Source organism: Flavobacterium jejuense (genome assembly GCF_006491595.2).
Classification (GTDB): Bacteria; Bacteroidota; Bacteroidia; order Flavobacteriales; family Flavobacteriaceae; genus Flavobacterium; species Flavobacterium jejuense.
This window is the reverse complement of sequence record NZ_VEVQ02000017.1, coordinates 1-25,574: the sequence shown is the minus strand read 5'-3', so window position 1 is coordinate 25,574 and position 25,574 is coordinate 1. Positions and strand designations below refer to the sequence as shown.

General features: G+C 28.5%; 19 protein-coding genes. 5 read left to right on the top strand and 14 right to left on the bottom strand.

Going from position 1 to position 25,574, the window contains the following annotated elements; genetic code table 11:
- Positions 1-41: 41 nt before the first annotated feature.
- From glgB to FIA58_RS18630, 3 genes are read right to left on the bottom strand one after another with little or no spacing between them, the layout of a single operon-like run.
- Complete coding sequence (gene glgB / locus FIA58_RS18640) at positions 42-1,949, bottom strand: 1,4-alpha-glucan branching protein GlgB (RefSeq protein ID WP_140964215.1); 1,908 nt, start codon at positions 1,947-1,949, stop codon at positions 42-44.
- 1 nt (position 1,950) lies between these two features.
- A complete protein-coding gene (locus FIA58_RS18635) occupies positions 1,951-3,213 on the bottom strand; it encodes a glucose-1-phosphate adenylyltransferase (protein ID WP_140964214.1) in 1,263 nt (420 codons plus the stop codon).
- A gap of 3 nt (positions 3,214-3,216) precedes the next feature.
- A complete protein-coding gene (locus tag FIA58_RS18630) occupies positions 3,217-4,623 on the bottom strand; it encodes a glycogen synthase (protein ID WP_140964213.1) in 1,407 nt (468 codons plus the stop codon).
- Positions 4,624-4,902: 279 nt separating this feature from the next.
- On the opposite strand from FIA58_RS18630, the gene FIA58_RS18625 reads away from it, so the two are divergent.
- A complete protein-coding gene (locus FIA58_RS18625; RefSeq protein ID WP_140964212.1) occupies positions 4,903-5,568 on the top strand; it encodes a C1q-like domain-containing protein in 666 nt (221 codons plus the stop codon).
- 58 nt (positions 5,569-5,626) lie between these two features.
- On the opposite strand, the gene FIA58_RS18620 is transcribed toward FIA58_RS18625, so the two are convergent.
- Together FIA58_RS18620 and FIA58_RS18615 are read right to left on the bottom strand one after the other, a co-directional pair.
- Positions 5,627-7,891 carry an aconitate hydratase gene (locus FIA58_RS18620; RefSeq protein WP_140964211.1) on the bottom strand — a complete coding sequence of 755 codons (2,265 nt, stop codon included), beginning with the start codon at positions 7,889-7,891 and terminating at the stop codon, positions 5,627-5,629.
- A gap of 356 nt (positions 7,892-8,247) precedes the next feature.
- Positions 8,248-9,357 carry an acyltransferase family protein gene (locus FIA58_RS18615; RefSeq protein ID WP_140964210.1) on the bottom strand — a complete coding sequence of 370 codons (1,110 nt, stop codon included), beginning with the start codon at positions 9,355-9,357 and terminating at the stop codon, positions 8,248-8,250.
- A 31-nt stretch (positions 9,358-9,388) separates the two neighbouring features.
- Here FIA58_RS18615 and FIA58_RS18610 point away from each other — a divergent pair, with 31 nt between their 5' ends.
- Entirely contained in the window at positions 9,389-10,531 is a 1,143-nt protein-coding gene (locus FIA58_RS18610; protein ID WP_140964209.1) for a hypothetical protein, read from the top strand.
- Between the two features lie 171 nt (positions 10,532-10,702).
- Here the strand turns inward: FIA58_RS18610 and FIA58_RS18605 are convergent, their stop codons facing one another.
- The 3 genes from FIA58_RS18605 to FIA58_RS18595 all read right to left on the bottom strand — a co-directional run bounded on the left by FIA58_RS18605 (position 10,703) and on the right by FIA58_RS18595 (position 12,423).
- A complete protein-coding gene (locus FIA58_RS18605) occupies positions 10,703-11,053 on the bottom strand; it encodes a hypothetical protein (protein ID WP_140964208.1) in 351 nt (116 codons plus the stop codon).
- 18 nt (positions 11,054-11,071) lie between these two features.
- Positions 11,072-12,025 carry an AAA family ATPase gene (locus FIA58_RS18600; protein ID WP_140964207.1) on the bottom strand — a complete coding sequence of 318 codons (954 nt, stop codon included), beginning with the start codon at positions 12,023-12,025 and terminating at the stop codon, positions 11,072-11,074.
- A gap of 179 nt (positions 12,026-12,204) precedes the next feature.
- Positions 12,205-12,423, bottom strand: coding sequence for a hypothetical protein (locus FIA58_RS18595; RefSeq protein ID WP_140964206.1), 219 nt, complete (start codon positions 12,421-12,423; stop codon positions 12,205-12,207).
- A 67-nt stretch (positions 12,424-12,490) separates the two neighbouring features.
- Between FIA58_RS18595 and FIA58_RS18590 the strand changes: the two genes are divergently transcribed.
- The 3 genes from FIA58_RS18590 to FIA58_RS18580 are packed head-to-tail and all read left to right on the top strand — an operon-like array spanning position 12,491 to position 16,769.
- Positions 12,491-13,696: a lanthionine synthetase C family protein gene (locus FIA58_RS18590; protein ID WP_140964205.1), complete on the top strand. Its 1,206-nt coding sequence runs from the start codon at positions 12,491-12,493 to the stop codon at positions 13,694-13,696.
- Positions 13,697-13,702: 6 nt separating this feature from the next.
- Positions 13,703-15,904, top strand: coding sequence for a lantibiotic dehydratase family protein (locus FIA58_RS18585; RefSeq protein WP_140964204.1), 2,202 nt, complete (start codon positions 13,703-13,705; stop codon positions 15,902-15,904).
- Entirely contained in the window at positions 15,885-16,769 is an 885-nt protein-coding gene (locus FIA58_RS18580) for a thiopeptide-type bacteriocin biosynthesis protein (RefSeq protein ID WP_140964203.1), read from the top strand. Before FIA58_RS18585 ends, FIA58_RS18580 begins: the two co-directional genes overlap by 20 nt.
- Before the next feature lie 85 nt (positions 16,770-16,854).
- Here the strand turns inward: FIA58_RS18580 and FIA58_RS18575 are convergent, their stop codons facing one another.
- From FIA58_RS18575 to FIA58_RS18550, 6 genes are all read right to left on the bottom strand, one after another.
- A complete protein-coding gene (locus FIA58_RS18575) occupies positions 16,855-18,210 on the bottom strand; it encodes a peptidylprolyl isomerase (protein WP_140964202.1) in 1,356 nt (451 codons plus the stop codon).
- The gene (locus FIA58_RS18570) at positions 18,194-19,042 is read right to left on the bottom strand and encodes a hypothetical protein (protein WP_140964201.1); all 849 of its coding nucleotides are present in this window, start codon (positions 19,040-19,042) and stop codon (positions 18,194-18,196) included. Before FIA58_RS18570 ends, FIA58_RS18575 begins: the two co-directional genes overlap by 17 nt.
- The gene (locus tag FIA58_RS18565; RefSeq protein ID WP_140964200.1) at positions 19,042-21,006 is read right to left on the bottom strand and encodes a peptidylprolyl isomerase; all 1,965 of its coding nucleotides are present in this window, start codon (positions 21,004-21,006) and stop codon (positions 19,042-19,044) included. The genes FIA58_RS18570 and FIA58_RS18565 overlap by 1 nt, the downstream gene beginning before the upstream one ends.
- Positions 21,007-21,150: 144 nt before the next feature.
- On the bottom strand, positions 21,151-23,094 hold the full coding sequence (locus tag FIA58_RS18560; protein WP_140964199.1) for an OmpA family protein: 1,944 nt from the start codon (positions 23,092-23,094) through the stop codon (positions 21,151-21,153).
- A 106-nt stretch (positions 23,095-23,200) separates the two neighbouring features.
- Entirely contained in the window at positions 23,201-24,121 is a 921-nt protein-coding gene (locus FIA58_RS18555) for a PorP/SprF family type IX secretion system membrane protein (protein WP_140964198.1), read from the bottom strand.
- Between the two features lie 51 nt (positions 24,122-24,172).
- Positions 24,173-25,574: gliding motility-associated C-terminal domain-containing protein (locus tag FIA58_RS18550; protein ID WP_140964197.1), on the bottom strand; the 1,402-nt coding region annotated here is incomplete at its 5' end.

The window sequence follows — 25,574 nt, the reverse complement described above, 5'->3', positions numbered from 1 at the left end:
CATTTTTAACAATCAATATTAATTCACTCTAAAATAATAAATTATTGGTACTTATAAACAGAAATTCCTAGAGGAGGCAAAGAAGTTATGAACGAAAACGTTTGATTGTGAAATAAAACCTGTTCTGTTTCAATTGGATCTTCATTTACAACATTACTTCCTCCATATTTTGAAGCATCACTATTGAATATTTCTTCTAAAATCCCTTCTTTATAAACACCTATTCTATAATTTATGAGCGCATTTGTAGAAAAATTACAAATGACTATTAATTTATCTTTTTCATTATCTCCTTTTCTATAATAAGACATAACACTGTTTTCATTATCATCGTAACTAATCCATTCAAAACCTTCTTGAGAAAAAGGAATTTCATGTAAGGCTTTATTTTCTTTATAGAGAAGGTTTAGATCTGAAATATAATTTTGAAAATTAATATGCGGAAAAAACTCTAGCAAATTCCAATCTAAACTAGATTGAAAATCCCATTCTTCATATTGTGCAATTTCATTTCCCATAAATAGTAGTTTTGTTCCTGGATGAGTAAACATATAACCATAAAGTACTCTCAAATTTGCAAAGCGTTGCCACTCATCTCCTGGCATTCGACCTATAATAGAATTTTTACCATACACAACTTCATCATGAGATAAAGGAAGCATAAAATTCTCAGTAAACACGTAAGCTAAACTAAATGTAATTTCGTTTTGATGGAATTTTCTATAAATAGTATCTTTACTAAAGTAATCTAATGTATCGTGCATCCAACCCATCATCCATTTCATTCCAAAGCCTAAACCTCCTATTGATGTAGGTTTTGAAACCATAGGAAAAGCTGTTGATTCTTCAGCAATGGTTTGCACATCTGGATAATTTAAATACACCGTTTCATTTAATTCTTTAACAAAACTGATGGCTTCTAAATTTTCATTTCCACCAAAAACATTTGGGTCCCATTCTCCTTCATCTCTAGAATAATCTAAATAAATCATGGAAGCCACCGCATCTACACGAAGACCATCGATATGATATTGGTCCAACCAAAATAAAGCATTACTAATTAAAAAAGCCCTTACTTCATTTCGTTCATAATTAAAAATTAAACTTTTCCAGTCGGGATGATATCCTTTTTTTAAATCAGTATGTTCATACAAACAAGAACCGTCAAATTTACCCAAACCATGAGCGTCTTCAGGAAAATGAGAAGGCACCCAGTCTAAAATTACTCCTATTCCATTTTCATGAAATTTATCTACTAAATATTTAAATTCTTCTGGATAACCTAATCGAGAAGTTGGTGCAAAATAACCCGTAATTTGATATCCCCATGAAGGATCGTAAGGAAATTCCATTATAGGCATAAATTCTACATGAGTAAAATTCATTTTTTTTACATATTGTACTAAATCTTCTGCTAATTCAAAATAAGATAAAGATCGATTTTCTTCTACTTTCTTTTTCCAAGAAGTTAAATGAACTTCATAAACTGAGTATGGTGCTTTTAAATTATTCTTTTCTCCTCTATTTTTTAACCATTCTTCATCATCCCAATGGTAATCATCTTCCCAAACAATAGAAGCTGTTTTGGGAGGATGCTCACATCTTCTTGCAAAAGGATCTGCTTTTTCAATATTTTCAGGAGTTATTTTTGAATTAATTTTATACTTGTAAGTACTTCCTTTTCCTACATAAGGGATAAATCCTTCCCAAATTCCAGAAGAATCCCATCTTACATTTAATTGATGTTCTTCTTCATTCCAATAATTAAAATCACCTATTACTGAAACACTTTCCGCACTTGGTGCCCAAACAGCAAAATAAGTTCCATTTTGCCCATCTAAAACTACACAATGTGAACCTAATTTTTCGTAAAGACGATAATGCTTTCCTGATTTAAATAAATTAATGTCAAAATCTGTAAAAAGGCTATATGCAATTACATTTCCCATATTATATAGTAAAGTTTGATGGAATTACCGCTCCTTTTTTAACGATTACAATTCCATCCCTTACTGTATAGGTTTCTGTATCCACTTCTTCTAAATGAGGTCCTCCTTCAATTTTTACGTTGTCACCAATGCAACAATTTTTATCTAAAATGGCATTTTTTATATAACAATTTTTACCAATTCCCATATTTACTATTGATTCATCTAATATATCTTCTAAAGCTTGATAAAAATCGCTTCCCATCATGTAAGTATTAATAACTGTTGAACCATTTTCAATTTTAGAACGAATTCCAATAACAGAGTATTCAATTTTCTCTGCATTAATAATACAACCTGATGCTACAACTGCTTTATACATTTGGGTTCCCGACACTTTTGAAGTAGGCAACATTCGTGCATTTGTATAAATTGTTTTCGATTTATTATATAAATCAAATTTTGGAAAATCATCTGCTAAACCTAAGTTGGCTTTAAAGAAAGATTCAATTGTTCCAATATCTGTCCAATAACCTTCAAACTGATAACTAAAAACTCTATTTCTGTCAATCGACTGAGGAAGTATTTCCTTACCAAAATCTACAGTATCCGGATTAGCTAATAGTTCAATTAACAAACTTCTATTAAAAATATAAATTCCCATTGAAGCTAAATACTCTCTACCTTCTTCTTCCATTTCTGGACTAACAGCAGATTCCCAACCAACTAATAACTCCTTGCTTGGTTTTTCGATAAAAGAAGTAATTTGGTTATTCTCATTGGCTTTCAAAATCCCAAAAGAAGTTGCTTCTTTTGCATTTACAGGAATCGTTGCTATTGAGATTTCGGCATTACTTTCAATGTGATTGTCTAGCATTAATTGAAGATCCATTTGATATAATTGATCTCCAGACAAGATCAAGAAGTATTCAAAATCATGTTTCAAAAAATGATGCATACTTTGTCTAACAGCATCAGCTGTTCCTTGAAACCATGTTTGACTCATTGGAGTTTGTTCAGCAGCCAATACATCTACAAAAGCTGAACTAAAAAAACTAAAATGGTAAGTATTTTTAATATGTCTATTTAAAGAAGCCGAATTAAATTGGGTTAAAACAAAAATTCTTTTAAAATTAGAATTAATACAATTAGAAATTGGTACATCTACTAATCGATATTCACCCGCTATTGGGACGGCAGGTTTTGATCTATTATCAGTTAATGGATATAATCGAGAACCTTGTCCTCCTCCTAAAATAATCGATAAGACTTTTTCTGAAAACATAGTTTACTTTTTTAATTTTTGATATAGTTTTTGATATTCCTTAGCAGAAGCCAACCAAGAATGGTCAATCTTCATAATTTGATTTTTGATTTTCTTAAGCAGTAATTGATTATTATATAGTTGAACAGCTTCCTCGATAGCTGTTTTAATTTCTGTCACAGTAACTTCATGTATTACAATACCAAAACCGTTTACTTCTTTGTAATCCAAAATAGTATCTTTCAAACCTCCTACATTATTTACTATAGGAACAGTTCCATAACGAAGTGCGTACATTTGGTTTAATCCACAAGGTTCAACTCTTGAAGGCATTAGCAAAAAATCTGCACCAGCATAAATGACATGAGATAATGCCTCATTGTATCCTGAAACATATTTATAATCGCCTTCAAAAACATCATTTAAGTTTGTTAAATCTTCCTGAACTTTGGGATCACCTGAACCTAAAATTAATATAGAAACTTCTAATTCATTCAGATAATTTGTAAAAACTTCTGCAAACAAATCACAACCTTTATCGTGAACAAATCTTCCAATAAAAGCAATTAAAGGCTTGTTTCTATTAAAACCATATTGGTCACACAACCAGTTCTTATTTGCCTTTTTACCTGAAACAGCAGTAGTTTTTTTATAATTTCTTTTAAGGTATTCATCTGTTTCTGGATTCCATACTTCTGTATCGATTCCATTTAAAATTCCTACACATTTACCTGATTCATATTTTAGTAAATCTTCTAATCCGTTTGCTTTACTTTTCAATTCTTCCATATAAGAAGGAGAAACGGTTGTAACAGCCCAAGCGCATTTAATTGCGGCAGCCATTGGGTTTATTTCTCCACTCCAATCTAACAAGCCAACTTTTGAAAAATCAAATTTTGGAATTAGACCTACTTTTTCATGTGAAAACCAACCTTGATATTGTGCATTATGAATAGTAAAAACAGTTGGTATTAATTTTAAATCATCAAATTGATACGATTGCGTCATCATAAAAGGAATTAAGCCTGTATGATGATCGTGTACATGAATAATTTCTGGTTTATTTTCCCAACTAGAAATCCATTTTAGTACTGCAATTTGAAAAGCTAAAAAACGAATTGTATCATCATAAGAATACACATAATCTGTGTACAACAATTCTGGAATATCAATAAAATTAATAGTAAAATCTGATTCTTTTAAAAGCGTTACCACTCTGAAAGTATAATTTACCCCATTTAAAGGAACTTCCCCTTTATAGATTTCTTTGAATTTGTTTTTCTGTGTAAAAGGCAAATTATAAAAAGGCATTATTACTTCTGCCTTTTCCTTATTTTTATTTTGAAATTTAGGTAATGCTCCTACAACATCTGCAAGACCACCTACTTTTGCTACAGGAAAACATTCAGCCGCCACATGAATTATTGTCATTTTTTTTGTTAAATTACAATTTTTTACATTAAAATTGATTAAGAAAAAGAAAATAAAAAAGCTGTTTTATCTAAAAATAACTGCTTTTTGAATGATTTTTTTATCAATTTATTAATATTCTATTTACTCATAGTTAATGTTAAAATAAATACCAATAAATAACTCAAATTACAATTAGTCATAAATAAACAATAAATTAACATTTTATACAATAAAAATATAACAAATTAACATTTTTGATTTTTAAATTTGACACTATAGGAATTTAAAATTAAGAATATGAAAAAAAATACTCTTTATTTACTACTATTAACTACAACCTTTTTATTCTCTCAAGTAGGAATAGAAACCTCAAATCCAACAAAAACATTAGATATCAATGGTGATTTAAGAATAAGAACAACAGAAATTACAACTAATGAGTCTGCAGCAAAAGATTCTATACTGGTGGTTGATAATTTAGGGAATTCAAAAAGAGTAACATCAAAAACAGTTGTTAACAGTTATCTTAAAACAGCCGTTAAAGGTCGATTCTCAAGTAGCTCAACTGTCAATTTAAGTTTAACATCTAATAAGGCAAAAATAACTTTTGATTTTGTTGATTTTGACACTAACTCAGAATTTAACACAACAACAAACACTTTTACTGCAAAACAAGATGGTATTTATTCTATAAAAGCCCAGATTAAAGCAAATAGTACAGTAGGTATCACAACTGATTTCGGAATAGCTATCTCAAAAAACGGTACTGTTATAAACAGGAATAGTTTTGCAAACATTAGTGTACTTACTACTAACGTTACACCTCCAGTTAGACAGGTAGAAACTTTAGTTCAACTAACCACTGGTGACACAATAATTTTTGAAATTGTTAGTAATTTAGCAAGTGTTTCTATTTTAGGAACCAGTGAAGATTGTTTTTTTATTATTCAACAAGTTAGATAAAAAATAAAGGCTCCAAAAATAATTGGAGCCTTTTCTTTATTTATGGTTTTGCCTTCAACTAAGCTTTTCCAGCAGCAATTAAATTAAGTGCTGAACCAGCTTTAAACCATTCAATTTGGCCTTCATTATAAGTGTGATTTGCTAAAATAACATCTTTAGAACCATCTTCATGAACAAATTCTATAGCTAATGGTTTTCCTGGAGCAAATTCTGTTAAATCTAAGAAATTGATTGTGTCATTTTCTTGAATTTTATCATAATCTGCTTCGTTAGCAAATGTTAAGCCTAACATTCCTTGTTTCTTAAGGTTGGTTTCATGAATACGAGCAAATGATTTTACTAAAACCGCTTCAACCCCTAAAAAACGTGGTTCCATTGCAGCATGCTCACGTGAAGAACCTTCACCATAGTTGTGATCTCCTACAACAATTGAAGGAACACCAGCTGCTTTATAAGCTCTTGCTACAGCAGGAACGGCATCATAAGCACCAGTTAATTGATTTTTAACTTTATTTGTTTCTTGATTATATGCGTTTACAGCACCAATCAACATATTATTTGAGATATTATCTAAATGTCCACGGAATCGTAACCATGGTCCTGCCATAGAAATATGATCAGTAGTACATTTACCAAAAGCTTTAATTAACAATTTGGCATTAGTAATATTTTTTCCATCCCAAGGCTCAAAAGGAGCTAATAATTGTAGTCTATCTGAGCTTTCAGAAACTACAACGTCAACTGAAGAACCATCAGCAGCTGGAGCTTGAAAACCTGCATCTTCTACATCAAAACCTTTGCTTGGCAATTCTTCTCCTTTAGGTGGATTCAATTTCACTTCTTCTCCTTTATCGTTTAACAATGAATCTGTTAAAGGATTAAAATCTAATCTTCCTGAGATAGCTAATGCAGCAACCATTTCTGGTGAAGTTACAAAAGCATGCGTATTTGGGTTACCATCTGCACGCTTAGAAAAGTTTCTATTAAACGAGTGAACGATAGTATTTTTTTCTTCTTTTTCTGCACCTGCTCTATCCCATTGTCCAATACAAGGTCCACAAGCATTTGTAAATACTTTAGTTCCCATTTTTTCAAAAGTAGAGATAATACCATCTCTTTCGATAGTATAACGAATTTGTTCTGAACCAGGATTGATCCCAAATTCTGCTTTTGGAGAAATACCATGAGCTACGGCTTGTTCTACAATAGAAGCAGCACGAGACATATCTTCATACGAAGAATTAGTACATGAACCAATTAATCCCCATTCGATTTTTACTGGCCATCCATTTGCTGCAGCTTCTTCTTTCATTTTAGAAACTGGTGTACCTCTATCTGGTGTAAAAGGACCATTAATATGTGGCTCTAATTCTGATAAGTTGATTTCGATTAATTGATCAAAATATTGCTCTGGATCAGCGTATACTGCTGCATCTGCTGTCAAATAATCAGCTACTTTATCAGCTGCTTTTACTACATCTTGACGATCAGTAGCATTTAAATACCTACGCATTGAATCATCGTATCCAAAAGTTGAAGTTGTCGCTCCAATTTCAGCACCCATATTACAAATAGTACCTTTACCAGTACAAGACATAGATTCTGCACCTTCACCAAAATATTCTACAATAGCACCTGTTCCACCTTTTACAGTTAGAATATCAGCTACTTTAAGAATAACATCTTTTGGAGCTGTCCATCCATTTAATTTACCTGTTAATTTAACTCCAATTAGTTTTGGAAATTTTAACTCCCAACCCATTCCTGACATTACATCTACTGCATCTGCACCACCAACTCCAATTGCTAACATACCTAATCCACCAGCATTTACTGTATGAGAATCAGTACCAATCATCATTCCACCAGGAAATGCATAATTTTCTAAAACGATTTGGTGAATAATTCCTGAACCTGGTTTCCAAAAACCAATTCCATATTTATTAGAAACGGATGATAAAAAATCAAAAACTTCACTAGATTGTGATTTTGCACGAGACAAATCAGCATCTGCACCCACTTTTGCTTGGATTAAGTGATCACAGTGAACTGTTGTAGGAACAGCAACTGTTTTTTTACCAGCATGCATGAATTGTAACAAAGCCATTTGTGCTGTTGCATCTTGACAAGCAACTCTATCAGGAGCAAAGTCAACATAGTCTTTTCCTCTTGTAAATGCTTGTGTAGGCATTTTTTCCCACAAATGCGAATATAAAATTTTCTCAGATAAAGTAAGTGGACGACCAACTAATTCTCGTGCTTTGTCAACACGTTCTGCCATAGTTGCATACACTTTTTCAATCATTTCAATATCAAATGCCATACTATTATAAATTATTTTTTGTTAGTTTTAAAAGTGATACAAATTTAATGAATCTTAATGAGATTTAAAAATTTTTAATAAAACCTTAATTTTGAAGTAATATTATACCAAAAGACACCTTTTTAGTGCTGAAAATTCAAAAAAATCATTTTAAAATAGTATTTTTTATTGTATTCTTAATTTAAGTTTTAAAAATTATTAAATTCTCAAAAGCACTAAAACGTTATAGTACTCTCTTTTTATAAAAAACAGAAAATATACGTAAAAAGTATTTTTATTTTACCCTAAAGTCTATCTAAAACTTACTTTTTATCATTCCAGAAACTCTTAAACAGATGTGAAAAACATTTCTTAAACTATCTATCTCTCAGTTTCATGATTGGTTTTTCATAAAAATGATACAGTAAATAAGAAAGGAATACTGTAACAAAAAAATAAATAAAAATAATTAAGCCAGACGAAATCACAAGTTGTAGCTCATTTATTGTTTTTTTTATTAAAACTGTAATAATACTATAATGAAGTAAGTACATACTATATGAAATTTTACTTACAAACTCAACAACAACAGTTATTTTAGAATTAGCTTTGTTCCAATACACAAAAGCTGGTAAACCTAAAGCCAATGTAAAAGCTGAAAATGTAAAATAAAACACCCTAAAATAAAGTGGTTTCGTATTAATATCGAACCCAAAAACGTTAAAAACTACAAACTGTAGAAAAAACAAATGCGCTGCAATAATAAAGAAATATATACTGTATTTTTTTAAAAATGATTGATAATAATAATGCAACCAAGCCACAACAAAACCTACAACTATTGCATCTACTCTATAAATAACAATTAATTTAATATTCAGATTCCAAGCATCCATATCAGTTATTGCGCTATTTAGATAATAGATATATCTTATTATATTGAATAGTAGTATTAACAGGATACTTAAAAACAGAAAAATATTTTTCTTATTATTTTTAAACATTTTTCTAGTAAAAAACAAAAGTAATGGAGCTAGAATATAAGTAAACTCTTCAACAGACAAACTCCATGATTCGGAAAAAAAAGAAATATGATAACTCGAAAAATTCTGCATGAAGAAAAAATATCTCCATAATCCTTCCATAGAGTAATTCATATAAATGGCAACCAAAATATTAAAAAATAAAACCAAATAATAAGCAGGTAAGGTACGAAACCATCTTCTTTTAAGAAAAACAAATACTTTCTTATTAGAAAAACTACCTGTCACATACATCTTAAGCAAAATAGAACCGATGAGAAAACCACTTAATACAAAGAATAATTCTACACCTGCAAAACCGAACAGACCACTAATGGCTACTAGAAATGGATTAGTACTATCTATTAGATAATAGACATGAGATAACAAAACTAATATAATAGCGATAGCTCTTACAACATCCAAACCAAAGATTCTTTGATTATTTTGCAGTTCTTTATTCATTTCGCTTATTTTTGTTCTTATTGTTTTTAGGATGATTAGAAAATCAAAGATATATAAATATTTAGCCTTTACTTTTATAATTTCAAGTGTTTTTGGAATTAGCGTTTATTCTTTTTTATCAAACAGACATAAAGCTATTGTAAAAACCAAGTTATTATATACCTTAGGTTTAGTAGATAATCATTGGGAAATTGGTAAACAAAACCTAGAGTATAAAATGCTTTCTCCTACTTTTCTTATTGATGGAATTTATAAATCTATGGAAGGTCCAAAATCTTCAAGATACATTCAATTAAGTCAAGATGATGCATTACTTTGGATCACTGGTTTTGAAGTAAAGGCAGTTGATGCGAAAACCAACGAGAAAATTTCAAAAGATTTCATTTGCCATATGAATGTAGACATCAATGACGTAAATTATTATACTAATTGGGATTTAAATGAACGCATTGGCAAACAATATCCTCGATTAACTTCTTTATCTAATGGTTTTGAAAGCTATACATATCCAGAAGGTTATGGTATTCCAATAAAAGGAAATGACTATTTATACATTACTTCACAAGCTTTAAATCACAATTTTAAATCTATTTTAAAAAAAATAAAACATCAAATTACTATTACACATGAAAAATATGATGGTTCACAAAAACCTTTAATGAGTAAAACAGTTTTTATTCAATTACCTTATAATAAAAATAATCCTTTTGAAGAACCTTTATCACCTGGAAGCAATCAATGTATTCCTGTAGAAACCAAAAACCATAGTTATATGGATAAAGAAGGTAATATGCTTTCAGGACATTGGATTGTACCTAAAGGTAAAAATATTTACCATAGTTCTATTGACGAGCAATTGGATTTACAAGACAGTCTTCGTTTGCATTTTTCGGCTATTCACGTACACCCTTTTGCTACTTCTATTGCTTTGCATGATAAAACCACTAATCAAAATATTTTTAAAAGTGCGATTTCTAATTATAAAGACAAAATTGGTTTAATTAAAGTTACTCCTTTTAGTTCGAAAGAAGGTATTTGGTTGTATGCCAATCATGAGTACGAATTGATTTTAGAAGTAAACAACACTTCTACAGTAGACCAAGATATGATGGGAAGCATGTTTTTGTTTTTTTATGATAAAGAGTTGGATAGTAAAATAAAGAATAGTTTTTGATAAAACATAAAATGATTTTTATTGATAATACGTTTATTGAGTTATTAATTTATTTTTTAAAAACGAATCAAATAACATATTCAAAATCTTAAAAAATAAAAATCTAAATTTTAGTTAAGCGACACTTGTTTAAAGATTAATTCAGTTTTAGATATTATTTTTTTTTAAAATTTATTTAACTCTTTTTCTTTTAAACACAAAAATGATAGTTACAGCTAAATATGCAATTGTAATTACTCCCCAAAGAATATATCTTTCATTTTGCTGATAATGACTTATAAAAATCATTCCCGAAGCTAAAAAACTTAAAGCATTAACAAGAATACCAAATACTTTTAGGTTTTTATCCTGAATTTTCAAAATAAACAAATTCAAAATACCAATAACACCTATACCTATTGAAATGAAATAATTCTGTTTAACAAAGAAATCTAATGAAATTATTATATATAAAAATGAACTAATTAAAATAGAGAATCTATTAAGTTTTTTCTTTAGTAAATTCTTATTTAATTCCATCATTACATCAAAAAAATATGATTAAAACAATTTCTTAATAATCTCTTCATCAGAAATCCCTTCTGCATCAGCTTTGTAATTTTTCACAATACGATGACGAAGAATTCCTGTTGCTACAGATTGAACATCTATTATGTCTGGTGAAAATTTACCATTTAAAGCTGCTTGTGTTTTTGCTGCTAAGATTAAATTTTGTGAAGCTCTTGGACCTGCTCCCCAATCGATATAAGTTTTTACAAAATCTGTTGCTAATGGATTATCTGGTCTTGTTTTACTTACTAATGTTACTGCATATTCAATTACATTATCTGGAACTGGAATTTTACGAATGACGTTTTGAAAATGAATAATTTCCTCTGCTGTAAATAATGGGTTGACTTGTGGTTTAAAATCGGAAGTAGTTGCTTTTACTACATTTACTTCTTCTTGAAAGCTTGGATATTCTAATTTTATTGCAAACATAAAACGGTCTAATTGAGCTTCTGGTAAAGGATAAGTTCCTTCTTGCTCAATTGGGTTTTGCGTTGCTAAAACAAAATATGGTAAATTTAATTTGTAATTATGACCTGCAACTGTAACTGCTCTTTCTTGCATGGCTTCTAATAAAGCTGCTTGAGTTTTTGGAGGTGTACGGTTGATCTCGTCTGCTAGAATTATATTTGAAAAGACAGGACCTTTTATAAATTTAAACTGACGGTTTTCATCTAAAATTTCACTACCTAATATATCAGAAGGCATTAAATCGGGTGTAAACTGTATGCGTTTAAAATCTAATCCTAAAGCTTGAGAAATGGTGTTTACCATTAGTGTTTTTGCTAGTCCTGGTACACCTATTAATAAAGCATGTCCTCCTGCAAAAATACTTAATACAATTTGATTAATGACTTCGTCTTGCCCAACAATTACTTTTGCTATTTCTTGTTTTAATGCTTTTTGTTTTTCTACCAATTGTTGAATGGTTGCTACATCTGACATATATATGGTGGTATTTTTAACGTTATTTTTTATAAGTTACTAATGTAAGAAAAAATACTTACAAATCTATTTCTTTACATTTTTGATCTTGAATAGCTATCAATAAAAAAAACTTGATAATTATCAAGTTTTTTTTATTGATTTATAATTATGAAATAATTATAATATTGTTTTAAAATTTAACAAATATCTACCGATTCCACACAACCAGTCTCAGCAGAAGTATCACAAGGTTGGGGAACTTTAGGACATTGTCCATTACAAGAAGTCATTGGACTGTTTGCACATGTGTAAGTATCTCCATTAGCTAAATCTCTAAGTCCTCCATTAATATTTGCTTTAGCAAATTTTGAAATAACATTTTTTGAAAACTTTAAATCTTTAATTGATTTTTTCATGATTATTAAATTTTTATTATAACAAACATAAAAATTAAAATTTAAAAAAACTATTTTTGTGATAAAAATGTTGGATACTAAAATTGATTCAATCTTTAAATTTATTAAAGAAAATCAAATGATTTCTAAAAATGTAGGAATTTTGAATGGCAATTCTGGAATAGCCTTATTTTTATTTTACTACTCAAAGTATAAAAAAAATGATGAAGCGAAAGAATTAGGTTATCAATATCTTGATGAATGTTTTAAAATGATTAATGAGGAAGACTATGATTTTCCAACCTATTGCTCTGGTATTTGTGGACTTTTATGGTGTCTAGAAAAGCTAAAAGAAGAATCCCTTATAGACATTGATTTAGATTCGATGTTAAATGAAATGGATGATTTTTTTATCCATAAGATGCATTATGACTTTTCAAAAAATAACTTTGATTTTTTACATGGAGGATTAGGTTATGCTTTTTATTTCTTAAAAAGGTATGAAAACACTTCCTCTAAAGAATTGAAAGAAAAATATAAGGAATCTTTAATAAGTGTTATTGATAAAATTGATCAAAACTCAATTAAAAAAAAAGATGAGATATTTTGGGAATCCACATTGTCTGATGATTTAAAAGTTTACAACTTAAGTCTTTCACATGGGATAAGTAGTATCTTAAATTTTTTAACTAGATTTCCAGACTTTCAAGAAACTACAACTAAAAGAACTAATTTAATAAAAGGTAGTGCCCAATTTTTAATAAATCAATATATAGAAGACAACAACACTTCGCCTTGTTTTCCAGACTATATAGCTATTGATAAAAACCACCCTAAAGCCACAAATTACAAAAGTAGATTAGCATGGTGCTATGGAGATTTAGGTATCGGTTTAAGTCTTTTTTTGGCAGGAAAAAAACTATTAAATGAAGAAATAATTTTAAAAGCAATACAAGTTTTACAAAAAAGCACTTATAGAAAGTCTTTCGAAGCCACTAAAGTTAAGGATTCAGGGGTTTGTCATGGAGCTTTTGGAGTAGCTTTAATTTATAAAAAAATTTATAAAGAAACAAGCAATAATTTATTTAAAGACTCCTTTGATTTTTGGACAAACGAAGGGTTAAAAATGGATTTTCATACCGATGGATTTTGTGGATACAAAAAATGGGTTGGAGGAAAAGAAATTTGGGAAAATGAAATTTCAATTTTAGAAGGAATAACAGGAATTGGCCTAACATTATTAAGCATAAAAGAATTTGATAATGATTGGGACGAGTGCTTATTAATTAATTAAAAAAGAATGAATTACAAAAATTTCAATAAATATATAGTAAGATCGCCACTTTTTCCTTTAAATACTTTTTTTCATTTATTTGGTTCTGAGGAAACCGATTATAATAAAATAATTGAATTTATAAAAAAAACAGAAATTCAAGAAGCATTTTTTATTGCCTCTCCTGATCTTTTTTATGAAATCCAAAAACTATTAAATGAAAGCAATGAGATAAAAGAGAAGGATAAAGATAAATTAATAAAAACGATAATAAAATACATTTCAAGACTCAGCTGTAGATCTACTCCTTTTGGTTTATTTGCAGGATGTGGAATTGGAACTTTTAACAAATCAAACCAAATAGTTTTAGACGAAAGTAAAAAAAGAAGAACAACGAGATTAGACATGAATTTTTTGGTTAATCTTGTTACCAAAGTTGCAAAATCAGATAAAATTAAAGTTCAATTAAAATATTATCCAAATACAACTCTTTTTGAACTAGATAAAAATTACAGATATATTGAATATTTTTTAGAAAAAAATAAAAGAACTCATCAAACTGTTTCTACAGAGATTAATTATTATTTAAAAAAGACAATAAAATTAGCTAAAGATGGAGCCCCATATAAAAAACTTATTGAAAATTTAAAAAAATTTGATATAGCTGATGAAATTGCTGTTAATTACATAAATGATTTGATTGAAAATCAAATTTTAATAAGTGAATTAGAACCTACGGTATCTAGCTTCGACTATTTAAATGATATAATAAATATCCTAAAAGAAAAGAAAAATGTAGATTTTATATTAGATTCTTTAATTACTATTAAAAATAAACTATTACAATTAGATTCAAATTATAACAATTTAATTAAGGATTATAATCAAATTATTGAAATTATAGACACTCTTGATGTTTCTTATAATATAAACACATTATTTCAAGTAGATGTAAATTTAGGTTTTAATAAAAATACTTTAGATGAAAATATTATTAAAAAATTAAATAACAGTTTCTCCTTTTTAGAAATTATAGATAATGAAAAAACAAATGATAAAAATATTAATGAATTTAAAACTAAATTCATTAATCGTTATGGTGATGAAGAAATCCCTCTCAATTTAGCACTTGACAATGAACTTGGTATTGAATATGGTATTAAACCACAAATAGTAAACGATTTAATAAGTGATATTGTAATCGAACAAAAGACAGAAAAATTACATATTTTAGAAAACAGCACCTATTCTCCATTTTTAAATAAAAAAATATTAGATGCTATAGAAAACAAAGCTACAAGAATTGAAATCACTGATAGCGATTTAATACATTTTAATAAAATCCAAAAAAAACTACCACACACTATTTCTGGTTTTATTCAAATCATTCCCGTCGATAAAAAAATAAAAATAAAACTGAATAGTCTTGGTGGGTCAAGCGCTGCCAATCTTTTAGCTAGGTTCTGTACAAGTAATACAGATATATATAAATATGTCCAAGAAATTATTGACAAAGAAAACTATTTGGAAAATAAAACAATTGCAGAAGTAGTCCATTTACCAGAATCTAGAGTCGGAAATATACTGATGAGACCAAATCTTAGAAAATATGAAATTCCATATTTGGCTAAATCCAATTTGAATCAAGAAAATCAAATTTTAACCAGTGACATTTACATAAAAATTAAAAACAATAAAATAGTACTTTTTTCAAAAAAATTAAAAAAAGAAATTATTCCTCGATTAACTAATGCACATAATTTTCATAACACTTTATTACCAGTATACAAATTTTTATGCGACATGCAAAATTATGAAAGAAAAAACCACCTCTCTTTTAATCTTGGAAATATAATTAAGAATTACAAATATATTCCTCGTATTGAATATAAAGATATCATTTTTTCTGAAGCAACTTGGATATTAAACAAAGAAGAATTCACATTTTTAAACGAATCTGATGATGAAAAAATTAAACTATTCAAAATTTTAAAAAAAACAAGAAAAATTCCCGATTTTGTTTTATTAATTGAAGGAGATAATAAGTTATTACTAAATTTAAAAAACAAAGATTTCATATTTATTTTATTGGAAAAAATTAAGAAATATGAAATCACAATATTAACAGAATTTTTATTTGAAAAAGATTGTTTTATAGAAGACAAAAAAAACAATCTTTATACAAATGAATTTATAATAAGTTTCTTTAATGATGAACAAAAAAATTAAATCTGAATTTATTATAGGTGATGAATGGGTCTATTTTAAAATATACACAGGACAATCAAGTAGTGATCTAATTATTACAAGTTTTATTAAAGCTTTTATTAAGAAGCTAAAAAAAGAAAAAATAATTGACAAATGGTTTTTTATTAGGTATTCAGATCCAGAAAATCATTTAAGACTAAGATTTCATCTTACTGATAATGATAAAATTGGAAATCTTATTTTAGATTTCAATAAGAGAATCAAAAAATTTTGTTCTTCAAAAATTGTTTGGAATATTCAAATGGAATCCTACAAAAGAGAAACTCAAAGGTATGGTATCAAAACTATGGAAATTAGTGAAGATTTATTCCATTATGATAGTGAATTGATAATAAACTTTCTTACATACTTTAAAAACACAAATCATAAAAGTTTGAGATGGATTTTTGGAATGGTATCAATTGATCACTTTTTAAACAATTTTAATTATACTTTAAATGAAAAAATAAATCTATTTGGAAATTTAAAAGATGCGTATAGTTCAGAATTTAATATTAATAGAGACACAAAAAATAAAATAAACCAAAAATACAAAGCACATTTAAATCATATAATTCAATTCTTTAATACTTATACTTTACTAGATGAAGATCATTATGAAATAAGCAGAATAATAAATAAACGAAATAAAAAAATAAATAAAAAAATTGAACAAATAATAATATACAATGAAAAGGGAGAATTAGATGTTTCTTTAGAAAGTTTCATACGAAGTCATATACATATGCAAACAAATCGTTTATTTAATTCAGAAGCAAGATTAAGTGAATTAATATTATATGACTTTTTGTATAAATTTTACAACTATTTAAAAGCTAAAAAATAATATTTATAAATTACAAAAGCGAATAGCAGGAAATACCAATGATTTACCTTTACTATTCGCTTTAATTATTAAAAAAATAATGGTTTTATTTCTTTAACCAGTTATTAGTAAACTCACACGTTTTGTAATCTTGACTAATTTTTATATAGGTTTCTTCTATTTTTTCTTCTGCCCATTTTCCAATGGTTTTAATTTGCTTATCTCGTAAAGCTAATTCTTTAATTTTCAAATAATCTTGAGCAAAATCAGCTTTATGCTCTTCCATTCTATTATTTACAGTAATGATTTTATAAAACTTACCTATACCTTTTTCTTCAGATAGAATAGGTTGCGATATTTCATTATCTTTTAAAGAAGATATCTGACCATATAAAACAGGATCCATTTTCGTTAATTCAAAACGAGGTTCTAAAGTTCTTGGATTTAAAAGAACACCTCCATTGTTTCTGGTTTCTTTTTCATCTGACGAAGCTTTTGCTGCTTCTGAGAAAGAAATTTCATTGCTAATAATTTTTGAACGAATCAATTCAATTTTTTCTTTCGCTTCTTTTAAAGCTTCATTGGTATACTTTGGTGCAATTAAAATATGTCTCAATTCTACTTCTTGACCTTTTATTTTTTCTACCATTATAATATGATACCCATATATAGTTTCAAAAGGTTCAGAGATTTCTCCTTCATCTAACGAAAAGGCTACATCTTTAAATTCTTTTACAAAAGGAGTTTTACGATTCATTTTATAGAATCCTCCATTTCCAATAGATGCCTCATCTTCTGAAAAAAGAACTGCTTTACTAAAAAAACTTGATCCTTCTAGTACTTCTTTTCGTATTTGTAGTAATTTATCTATTACTTTTTGCTTTTCTTCTTCTGAAACTACTGGTTTAACAACTATTTGAGCTACTTCTACCTCTGCTCCAAAAGTTGGCATTTCCTCTTCAGGAATACCTTTAAAAAAATTACGAACTTCTTCAGGTGTAATTTCTACTTCATCTACAATTTTCTTTTGCATTTGAGACGTAAGCTTATTATTCTTTATAATATCGAAAAAATAAGTACGAAACTCATCTATATTTTTTTTACGATAAAAAGCAATTACCTTATCTAACGAACCTACTTGTTCTACCATAGCATCAATTTGTTGATCCATATAAGAATTAACTTCATCATCTGTAACAATGATACTATCTTGAATGGCTTGGTGTGCATACAACTTATCTTCTAATTGCTTTCCAAACAACTCGCAACGTGTTATGTCTTTAGTATCTACTCCTTGTGCTTTTAATTGAATGTATTCCAAATCAATATCTGAATCTAAAATTACATAATCTCCTACTACACCAACAACTCCATCTACTTTTTCTTTAGTCGCTTGAGCAAAAATAGTAGTTGCCGAAACCAAAAAAAGTGCAAGAATTGATCCTCTATTTATAAATTTCATATTTTTTATTTTTGATAGCATCATTTGTAATTTCCTTTTCTATTGTATTTATTAATTCTAATTTCCTGTTGTTTATTATTACTTGTTTGATAGTTGGCCTTAAAAACTGTAAAGGTGTTGCGCTATCTTTTGGTAATACTTTGTTAACTTTCACTAACCAAACTGTTGTTGAATCTGGATATTGATAATTGATTCCGTCAACTATATATTTTTCTTTATTCTCTAAATTTATAAATGGTAGCTTTTCAAACACTTGATTTACATCTACCCAAATAGAATCGTTAAACGCATAACTTTTGAACTGTATTGATAATTCTTCAAGATATTTTATATCCTTTTTAGCAAAGGAAGTAAACTTTGCTTTAATATTTTCAAACTTTGGATTTTCTTTAACTAAATTAATGTAGCGCATTTTAACTAATTCAGTCGGGTTTTTAAAGAATTGTTTGTTTTTTTCGTAGTATTCTTTTATTTCAACTTCTGTTACTATTGTATCTATTTTTTTAAAAACTAACTGTTCAATATAAGCTTTGGTATACAAATCAATTTTATATTGATTAATTAATGCTTCGTATTCTTCAATTTTTTCTTCTGAAAGATTAAGTTCTGCTCCATTAAATAATAACTTTTGAGTAGCCCAACGGTCAAGATACGTTTTCATAATAGCTAAGCTATCTAATTTCGAAGTTCCTTTTGGCACTAAATTCTGAATGTCCTTTTTGTACAAATAATCATCTCCAACTCTAGCAACAGCCAAAGGTTCCTTAGGTTTTCTAAAATACTCACATGATGTTGTTAAGGCAATTAGTATGATTATTTGAAAAAACTTCATTATTTATTTAGTTGTTTTTTAATTTTATTAAATACATCTTGATCCACTTTAATAGTGAATTCTTTTTTAAGTTCGTTTACCCAATTATTTTCTAAAAATTGTTGATAATCGTTTATTAATTTTCCTTTACATTCAGCAATTGTTTTTGGTTCTGAAGGTTTTACTTCTTTAACTAATGCTGTAAAATAATAATTCCCTTTTGAGATTACAGGAGTTACTCCTTCTGAATCTATTTTAAATTCTGGCAATACATCATAATCTTCTTCATAAAGACCCGATTTGACCATAACGTTAACTTTGTCCTCTTTATTTAGTTTTTCTTTGATATATTCTAAAGATTTTCCTTTTTTAAGATAAGATTTAGCCGCTTTAATTGTTTTACTATCTGTGGAAGACAAAATATCAACATCTAATCTTTTTTTCCATAGATACTCATTTTTATGATTTTCATAGAATTTTTTTAGTCCTATAGTATCTGTCTTTGCTTTTACCCAAATTTCTTTTTCCATTAAATCGAACAATAACAATCCATCTCGATATTCATCCATTACGTATTTAAATTCTGGGAATTCATTTTCTAAATTGTTATCATAATATTCAATTAATTTTTCATCTAACCATTTTTCAAAAAGTTCATCTACTAAACTTGAAATAGGTTTTGTTTTTACATTTCCTTTTTGTTGTGCTACCAAATAATTTAAAAAGTCTTTTGTATTAATTTTCTTTTCGCTATTAATAATAACAATATCTCCATCAAATCCGTTAAGATTTTCCGGTATAGACCAATTTTGATTGTAATACTCATTAGTAACTATCGTTTTTACTTTTGATAACGTTTTGTTTTCTACAGATACTGGATACTTACTTCTTGCTTTTTTAGCAAGTGTATTAGTAATAATTAAAGAACGTTCGTCTCTTCTTATTTTATTTTCCAGTTCATAGCGCATTTCGTCTAAACTTTGAAGAGGATGTCTGTCTATAAGCTTTACAATATGCCAGCCAAATTTTGATTCAAAAGGTTCAGATTTTTGATCTTTATCTTTTAAAGAGAAAGCCACATTTTCAAATTCTGGAGAAGTTAATTGTCCCGCGCCAAAACGTTGTAGAACACCTCCATTTACTGCACTTGATTTGTCTTCTGAAAATTGTTTTGCTAATGTTTCAAAATTTTCACCTTGCTGTATTTTTTTATAAATATCTTCAATGGTTTGTTTTGCTTTAAGTTCTGCTACAGCATCTTTATTATTTGGTTTTAAAATCATAATATGAGCTACTGTAATTTCACCTTTATTTTCTCTCTTATCAGTTACTTTTATAATATGATAACCAAAACGAGTTCTAAAAGGATTAGAGATACTACCAATAGGTGTATTATAAGCAGCATTTTCAAAAGGATAAACCATTTTAAAAGCAGAAAAATAACCTAGGTCTCCTTTGTTATCTTTTGCGGAAGGATCTTCAGAATATTTAGCCGCTACTGCATCAAAACCTTCACTTCCTTCTGCACGTGCTTTTAAATTCATTATATTGTTATATGCTTTTAAAGTATCTGCTGGAGTGGCACTTTCGTCTACAAGCACTAATATATGAGAAGCTCTTACTTCATTTTTAGTTCTTTCATAGGCTTCTTCAATTAATGAATTGGTTACTTTGGAATCATTCAAATAGTTTTTTGCTAATTGCGTTCTGTAAGAATTTAATTCATTTTGGTATTTAGCTTCATTTTGCAAACCTAATTTATTTGCTTTTTGAACTTTTAACTTGTATCCTAAAAAAAGTTCTAAATATTTATCTAAATCCTTTTGTGAGTCATCTTTTACTAAATCTAAATTTTTATTATAAACTCTTACAAATTCATCTGTATAAAAAGGACTATCATTTATTGTAAACAATGTTTCTTTTTCTTGTGCAGATAAAAAGAATGATGAATAAAAGCAAATTAAAACAAATACGATGTTTCTCATAAGATTTTTAGTTTTTTATTTCCAACCCACAAAAATAATAATTCAAACGTATAAACCAACTATATGTTGTGCTATTAACAAAAAATTAAATAAATAAAAAAGCATCAATTTCTTGATGCTTTTATGACTTAAATAGAGATAGTTTTACATTTCTATAATAATAAACTCACTGCGTCTATTTGCTTGATGTTCTTCTTCTGAACATTCAACACCATCCGCGCATTTATTAATTAATTTAGATTCTCCAAATCCTTTAGCTGTTAAGCGATTAGCATCTATTCCATTATTAATCATCCACATCTTAGTGGACTGTGCTCTTTTTTCAGATAATTTTTCGTTATACATATTAGTTTGACGACTATCTGTATGAGAACGAATATCTATTTTCATACTTGGATTTTGTTGCATCACTTCTACAATTTTGGCTAAATCAACTGCTGCATCTTTACGAATATTAGCTTTATCTAAATCAAAATAAATTATTTTAATTCCAAAAACTTTAGCTAGATCATCACCAACACGGATTGTTCTTACTTTTTTATTAACTTGTAAACTCGTTTGCGTTTCTCCAGTTTTTTTATCCGTTGTAACTAATTTTTCTTCTGTTTCATATTCTGGTGAAGTTCCTCTTACATAATATACTTTATTACATTCTAAATTCTCAAAGCGATATTTCCCTTCTTCATCAACCGGCATTTCAGATACTGTATTCATTTCACTGTCTAGCAAAGTAATATTTGCCTTTTTTATAATATCACCAGATTCAGAATCAGTAATAAAACCTGCTATTACTTGTTTGCATTCAAATTCTATTGGTTCTAATTCTTTCAAAGTATAAATATCATCGTAACCTTTTCCTTCATCACGATTTGAAGAAAAGAATCCTAATTTTGAATTTGAATCGATTAAAAAAGCAAAATCGTCATAAGGACCATTGATTGGAGAACCAAGGTTTACAACTTTAGAAATAGAACCATCTTCATACAATTTAACAGCAAAAACATCTAAACCTCCAAGTCCTAATTGACCGTCAGAAGCAAAGTATAGGACATTATCTCCAGACACAAATGGAAAAGTTTCTCTAGCTTCAGTATTTACTTTCAATCCTAAGTTTTCGGGTTTACCATAAGATCCATCATCATTAATTGAAACTTTAAAAATATCTGATTGCCCTATAGTTCCTGACATATTTGAGGCAAAATATAAAGTTTTATTATCTGGACTTAGTGCAGGGTGAGCTACGCTATATTCATCACTATTAAAAGGAAGTTCTACTACATCTGTCCATTTTTCACCATCAAAAGTTGCTTTATATAATTTTAATAAAATTGTTTTTTCACTGTCCGTTCTTTTCTTTCCCTTATTAAAGTTATTTCTTGTAAAGTACATCGTTTTACCATCTTTTGCAAACACTGGTGTAGACTCATTAAACTTAGAATTTACTTTTTTTGATAAGGGTTTTGGAGTATCTAAAGATCCGTCAGCATTCATTTTTGAAGAATACAAATTAGTGAAAGATTGATTCGTCCATTTACTCTTAATATTTGAAACGCTACCAGTATCTCTTGCTGAGGCAAAAACTAATTGTTCATTATAAATAGCTGCCCCATAATCTGAATATTTGGAGTTTATTCCTGCATTTTCAATAGTATACCTACTAGATATCTTTTTTATGTCAGATAAATAGTTTACATTTTCACTATACAATTTTGAACGATTATCGTTAGAAGAAGTTTTTTGAGTAAATTTTTTTAAATATTCATTCGCTTTTTCATAATCTTCAACTGCTTTCAAACACTGTGCATATCTATAGTAATATTCTGGATCAACTTCTTGCTTCAAATTAAAAAGTCTTTCGTACCATTTTCCTGCTTCTTTTAATTCTGCATTAAAATAGTAGGAGTTTCCTAATTTCTGAAATAACTCTATAGATTCATATCCTTTTTCAGCTACTTTTTGATAAATTTTAATAGCATCAATATAAGCTAAAGAGTTGTATTTATTATCAGCTGATTCGAGTTTAGCTTTTTGAGCAGAAAGTGATAAAAAACTAAATAAGCATGTAAATAATATGTATTTTATTTTCATATGTTTAAATTTTATTTTTATTGGTAACATATGGTATCGCCTTTTAATAATTTGTTTTTACTTATACAAACTTCTTTTTAATAGCGATTTCATAATCATTAATTTATTAGAAGAATCTAGGTGATGCCACTTTATCATAATTTTTAAACAGTTCGTATCTCAAAAATATTTCATGAGAACCTGAATTGTATTTTGCTAATCTAGTAGTTTCCATATCATAAGCATAACCTATCATCCACGAATCAGATACCTGAAAACCTAGCATACCACTAACGGCTGCATCCCATCTATAAGCTGCGCCTAAAGTGAATTTCTCATTAAATAGAAAATTAGCAGAAATATCTACTTGTAAAGGTGCTCCTTGCACCAATTTTCCTAAAACTGCTGGCTTCATTTTAATATTGCCAGTTAAATCAAAAACATGACCTGCAATTAAATGATAATGCATTCTTTCTGAAGCTACCGAAGCAGTAGAATTCTCTTTATCAAAATGTTCTGTCTCTAAAAAATTTGGAACCGAAAAACCGATATAAGTTCTATCTGAATGTAAATAAACTCCAGCACCTATATTAGGTGAAAACTTATTATCAATATTCCTTTGTGCCAATATATCTCCTGGATCGTATTGATTTAACTTATTAAAATCGATATTTAATAAATTTGCAGTCCCTTTAACTCCAAAAGATAACTTAAAACTCTCTGAAGTAGGTATAGAATAGGAAACGTCAACTGAAATTGTATTCTCATCCGATGGACCAATTTTATCATTAATAAAAGACAGACCTAAACCTATTCTTGATTCGGAAATAGGAGTATTTAAAGAAAATGTATTAGTAACAGGTGCTCCATCTAATCCTATCCATTGATTTCTATGTAAACCAAATATACTTAAGACACCTCTTGAACCCGCATAAGCTGGATTTATATTAACAGTGTTATACATATATTGAGTGAACTGTGAGTCTTGCTGTGAATATGAAGATATACTCACTAAAACAAAAGCTATAAATAATATTCTTTTTTTCATTTTTTTCACTTTTTATAATTACTAATAGGGGCTTTCACCCCTATTAGGTTTTTATCTATTAATATATAAGTATCCTGAACGTTCTTTTCCTTGACCATTATCCTTCACATATTTAACTATATAAAAATAAGTTCCTACTGGTAGTTCTGATGACTGGCTTATTGTAACTCTTCCTTCAGAAACTCCTTTGAAATATTTACCATTTTGACCATATCCTGTTGTTTCATAAACTAATACTCCCCAACGATTATATATTTCAACTGAATTATTTGGATACAACTCTATGTTTCTAATAACAAATACGTCATTATCATTATCTCCGTTAGGAGTTACTAGATTATAAATTTCTAAATCATCTTCAGATGGAGAAATGTTATTATCATCTAAGAAATCATATTCACCGTCTCCATCACTATCAAAAGGGTCATTAGGATCTGGTCCATATTCATCTCCATTAGAAATTCCATCTGCATCACAATCTGCATCTAAAAATTCTTGAGACTGAGGTAATGTTACATTTGCTGCAACAAAATCACAAAAATCATTTGGATCTGTTCCATCAGCAATTTCATCTACATTTGTCACACCATCTCCATCTGCATCTGTAATTATAATATATGTAGCTGTTGCTGTATCACAATTAGTAGGATTAGCACCCGTTTCACAAATTTGATAAGTTATAGTGTATGTTCCTGCTGGAGTATTTGGAGCGATTGTTACATTTCCATCCACATCAATACTCAAAGGACCATCTGCAGTTAGTGTAACATCTGTATTAGTTATCGTCACTGGAACACCATTTAAGGTGTCATTTCCTAAAACAGAACCTCCAGAAATAGGACCTGTTGTGTCAACTGTAATTGTTGTTGGTCCATCATCATTTGCTATTATCTCATTTAATACTACTACTGTTGCAGTTGTAGTATCACAGTTAGTTGGATTTAATATTTCACAAATAGTATATGTTATAGTATATATACCTGATGGTACATTTACTCCTGATACAATAAGATTTCCTGTAACATCTATGCTAACTCCTGTTAAGCCTCCATCATCATCCAAAGTAATCGTGATTTCTGTATCGTTTACCAATACTCCGTTTAAAGTATCATTTGAAGTCACATCGCCTACAGAAACTACTGATCCATCAATTGGTGTGTTTATAAAATCATCTATTATCGCATCGATAACAGCTGCATCAACTACTATTGTAGCGATTGCTGTATCGCAATTAGTTGAGTTTAAGTTCTCACAGATTTGGTAAGTAACATTGTAAGTGCCTGCTGGTGTACCTGCTGGAACACTAATAGTCCCATTTGATGCAATACTTACGCCAGTTAGGCCTCCATCTGCAATTACACTTATTGTGATTTCGGTGTCAACTACGGCAACTCCGTTTAAAGTATCGTTTGTAGTAACATCTCCTGCAACTCCTCCTGTATATCCATTTACA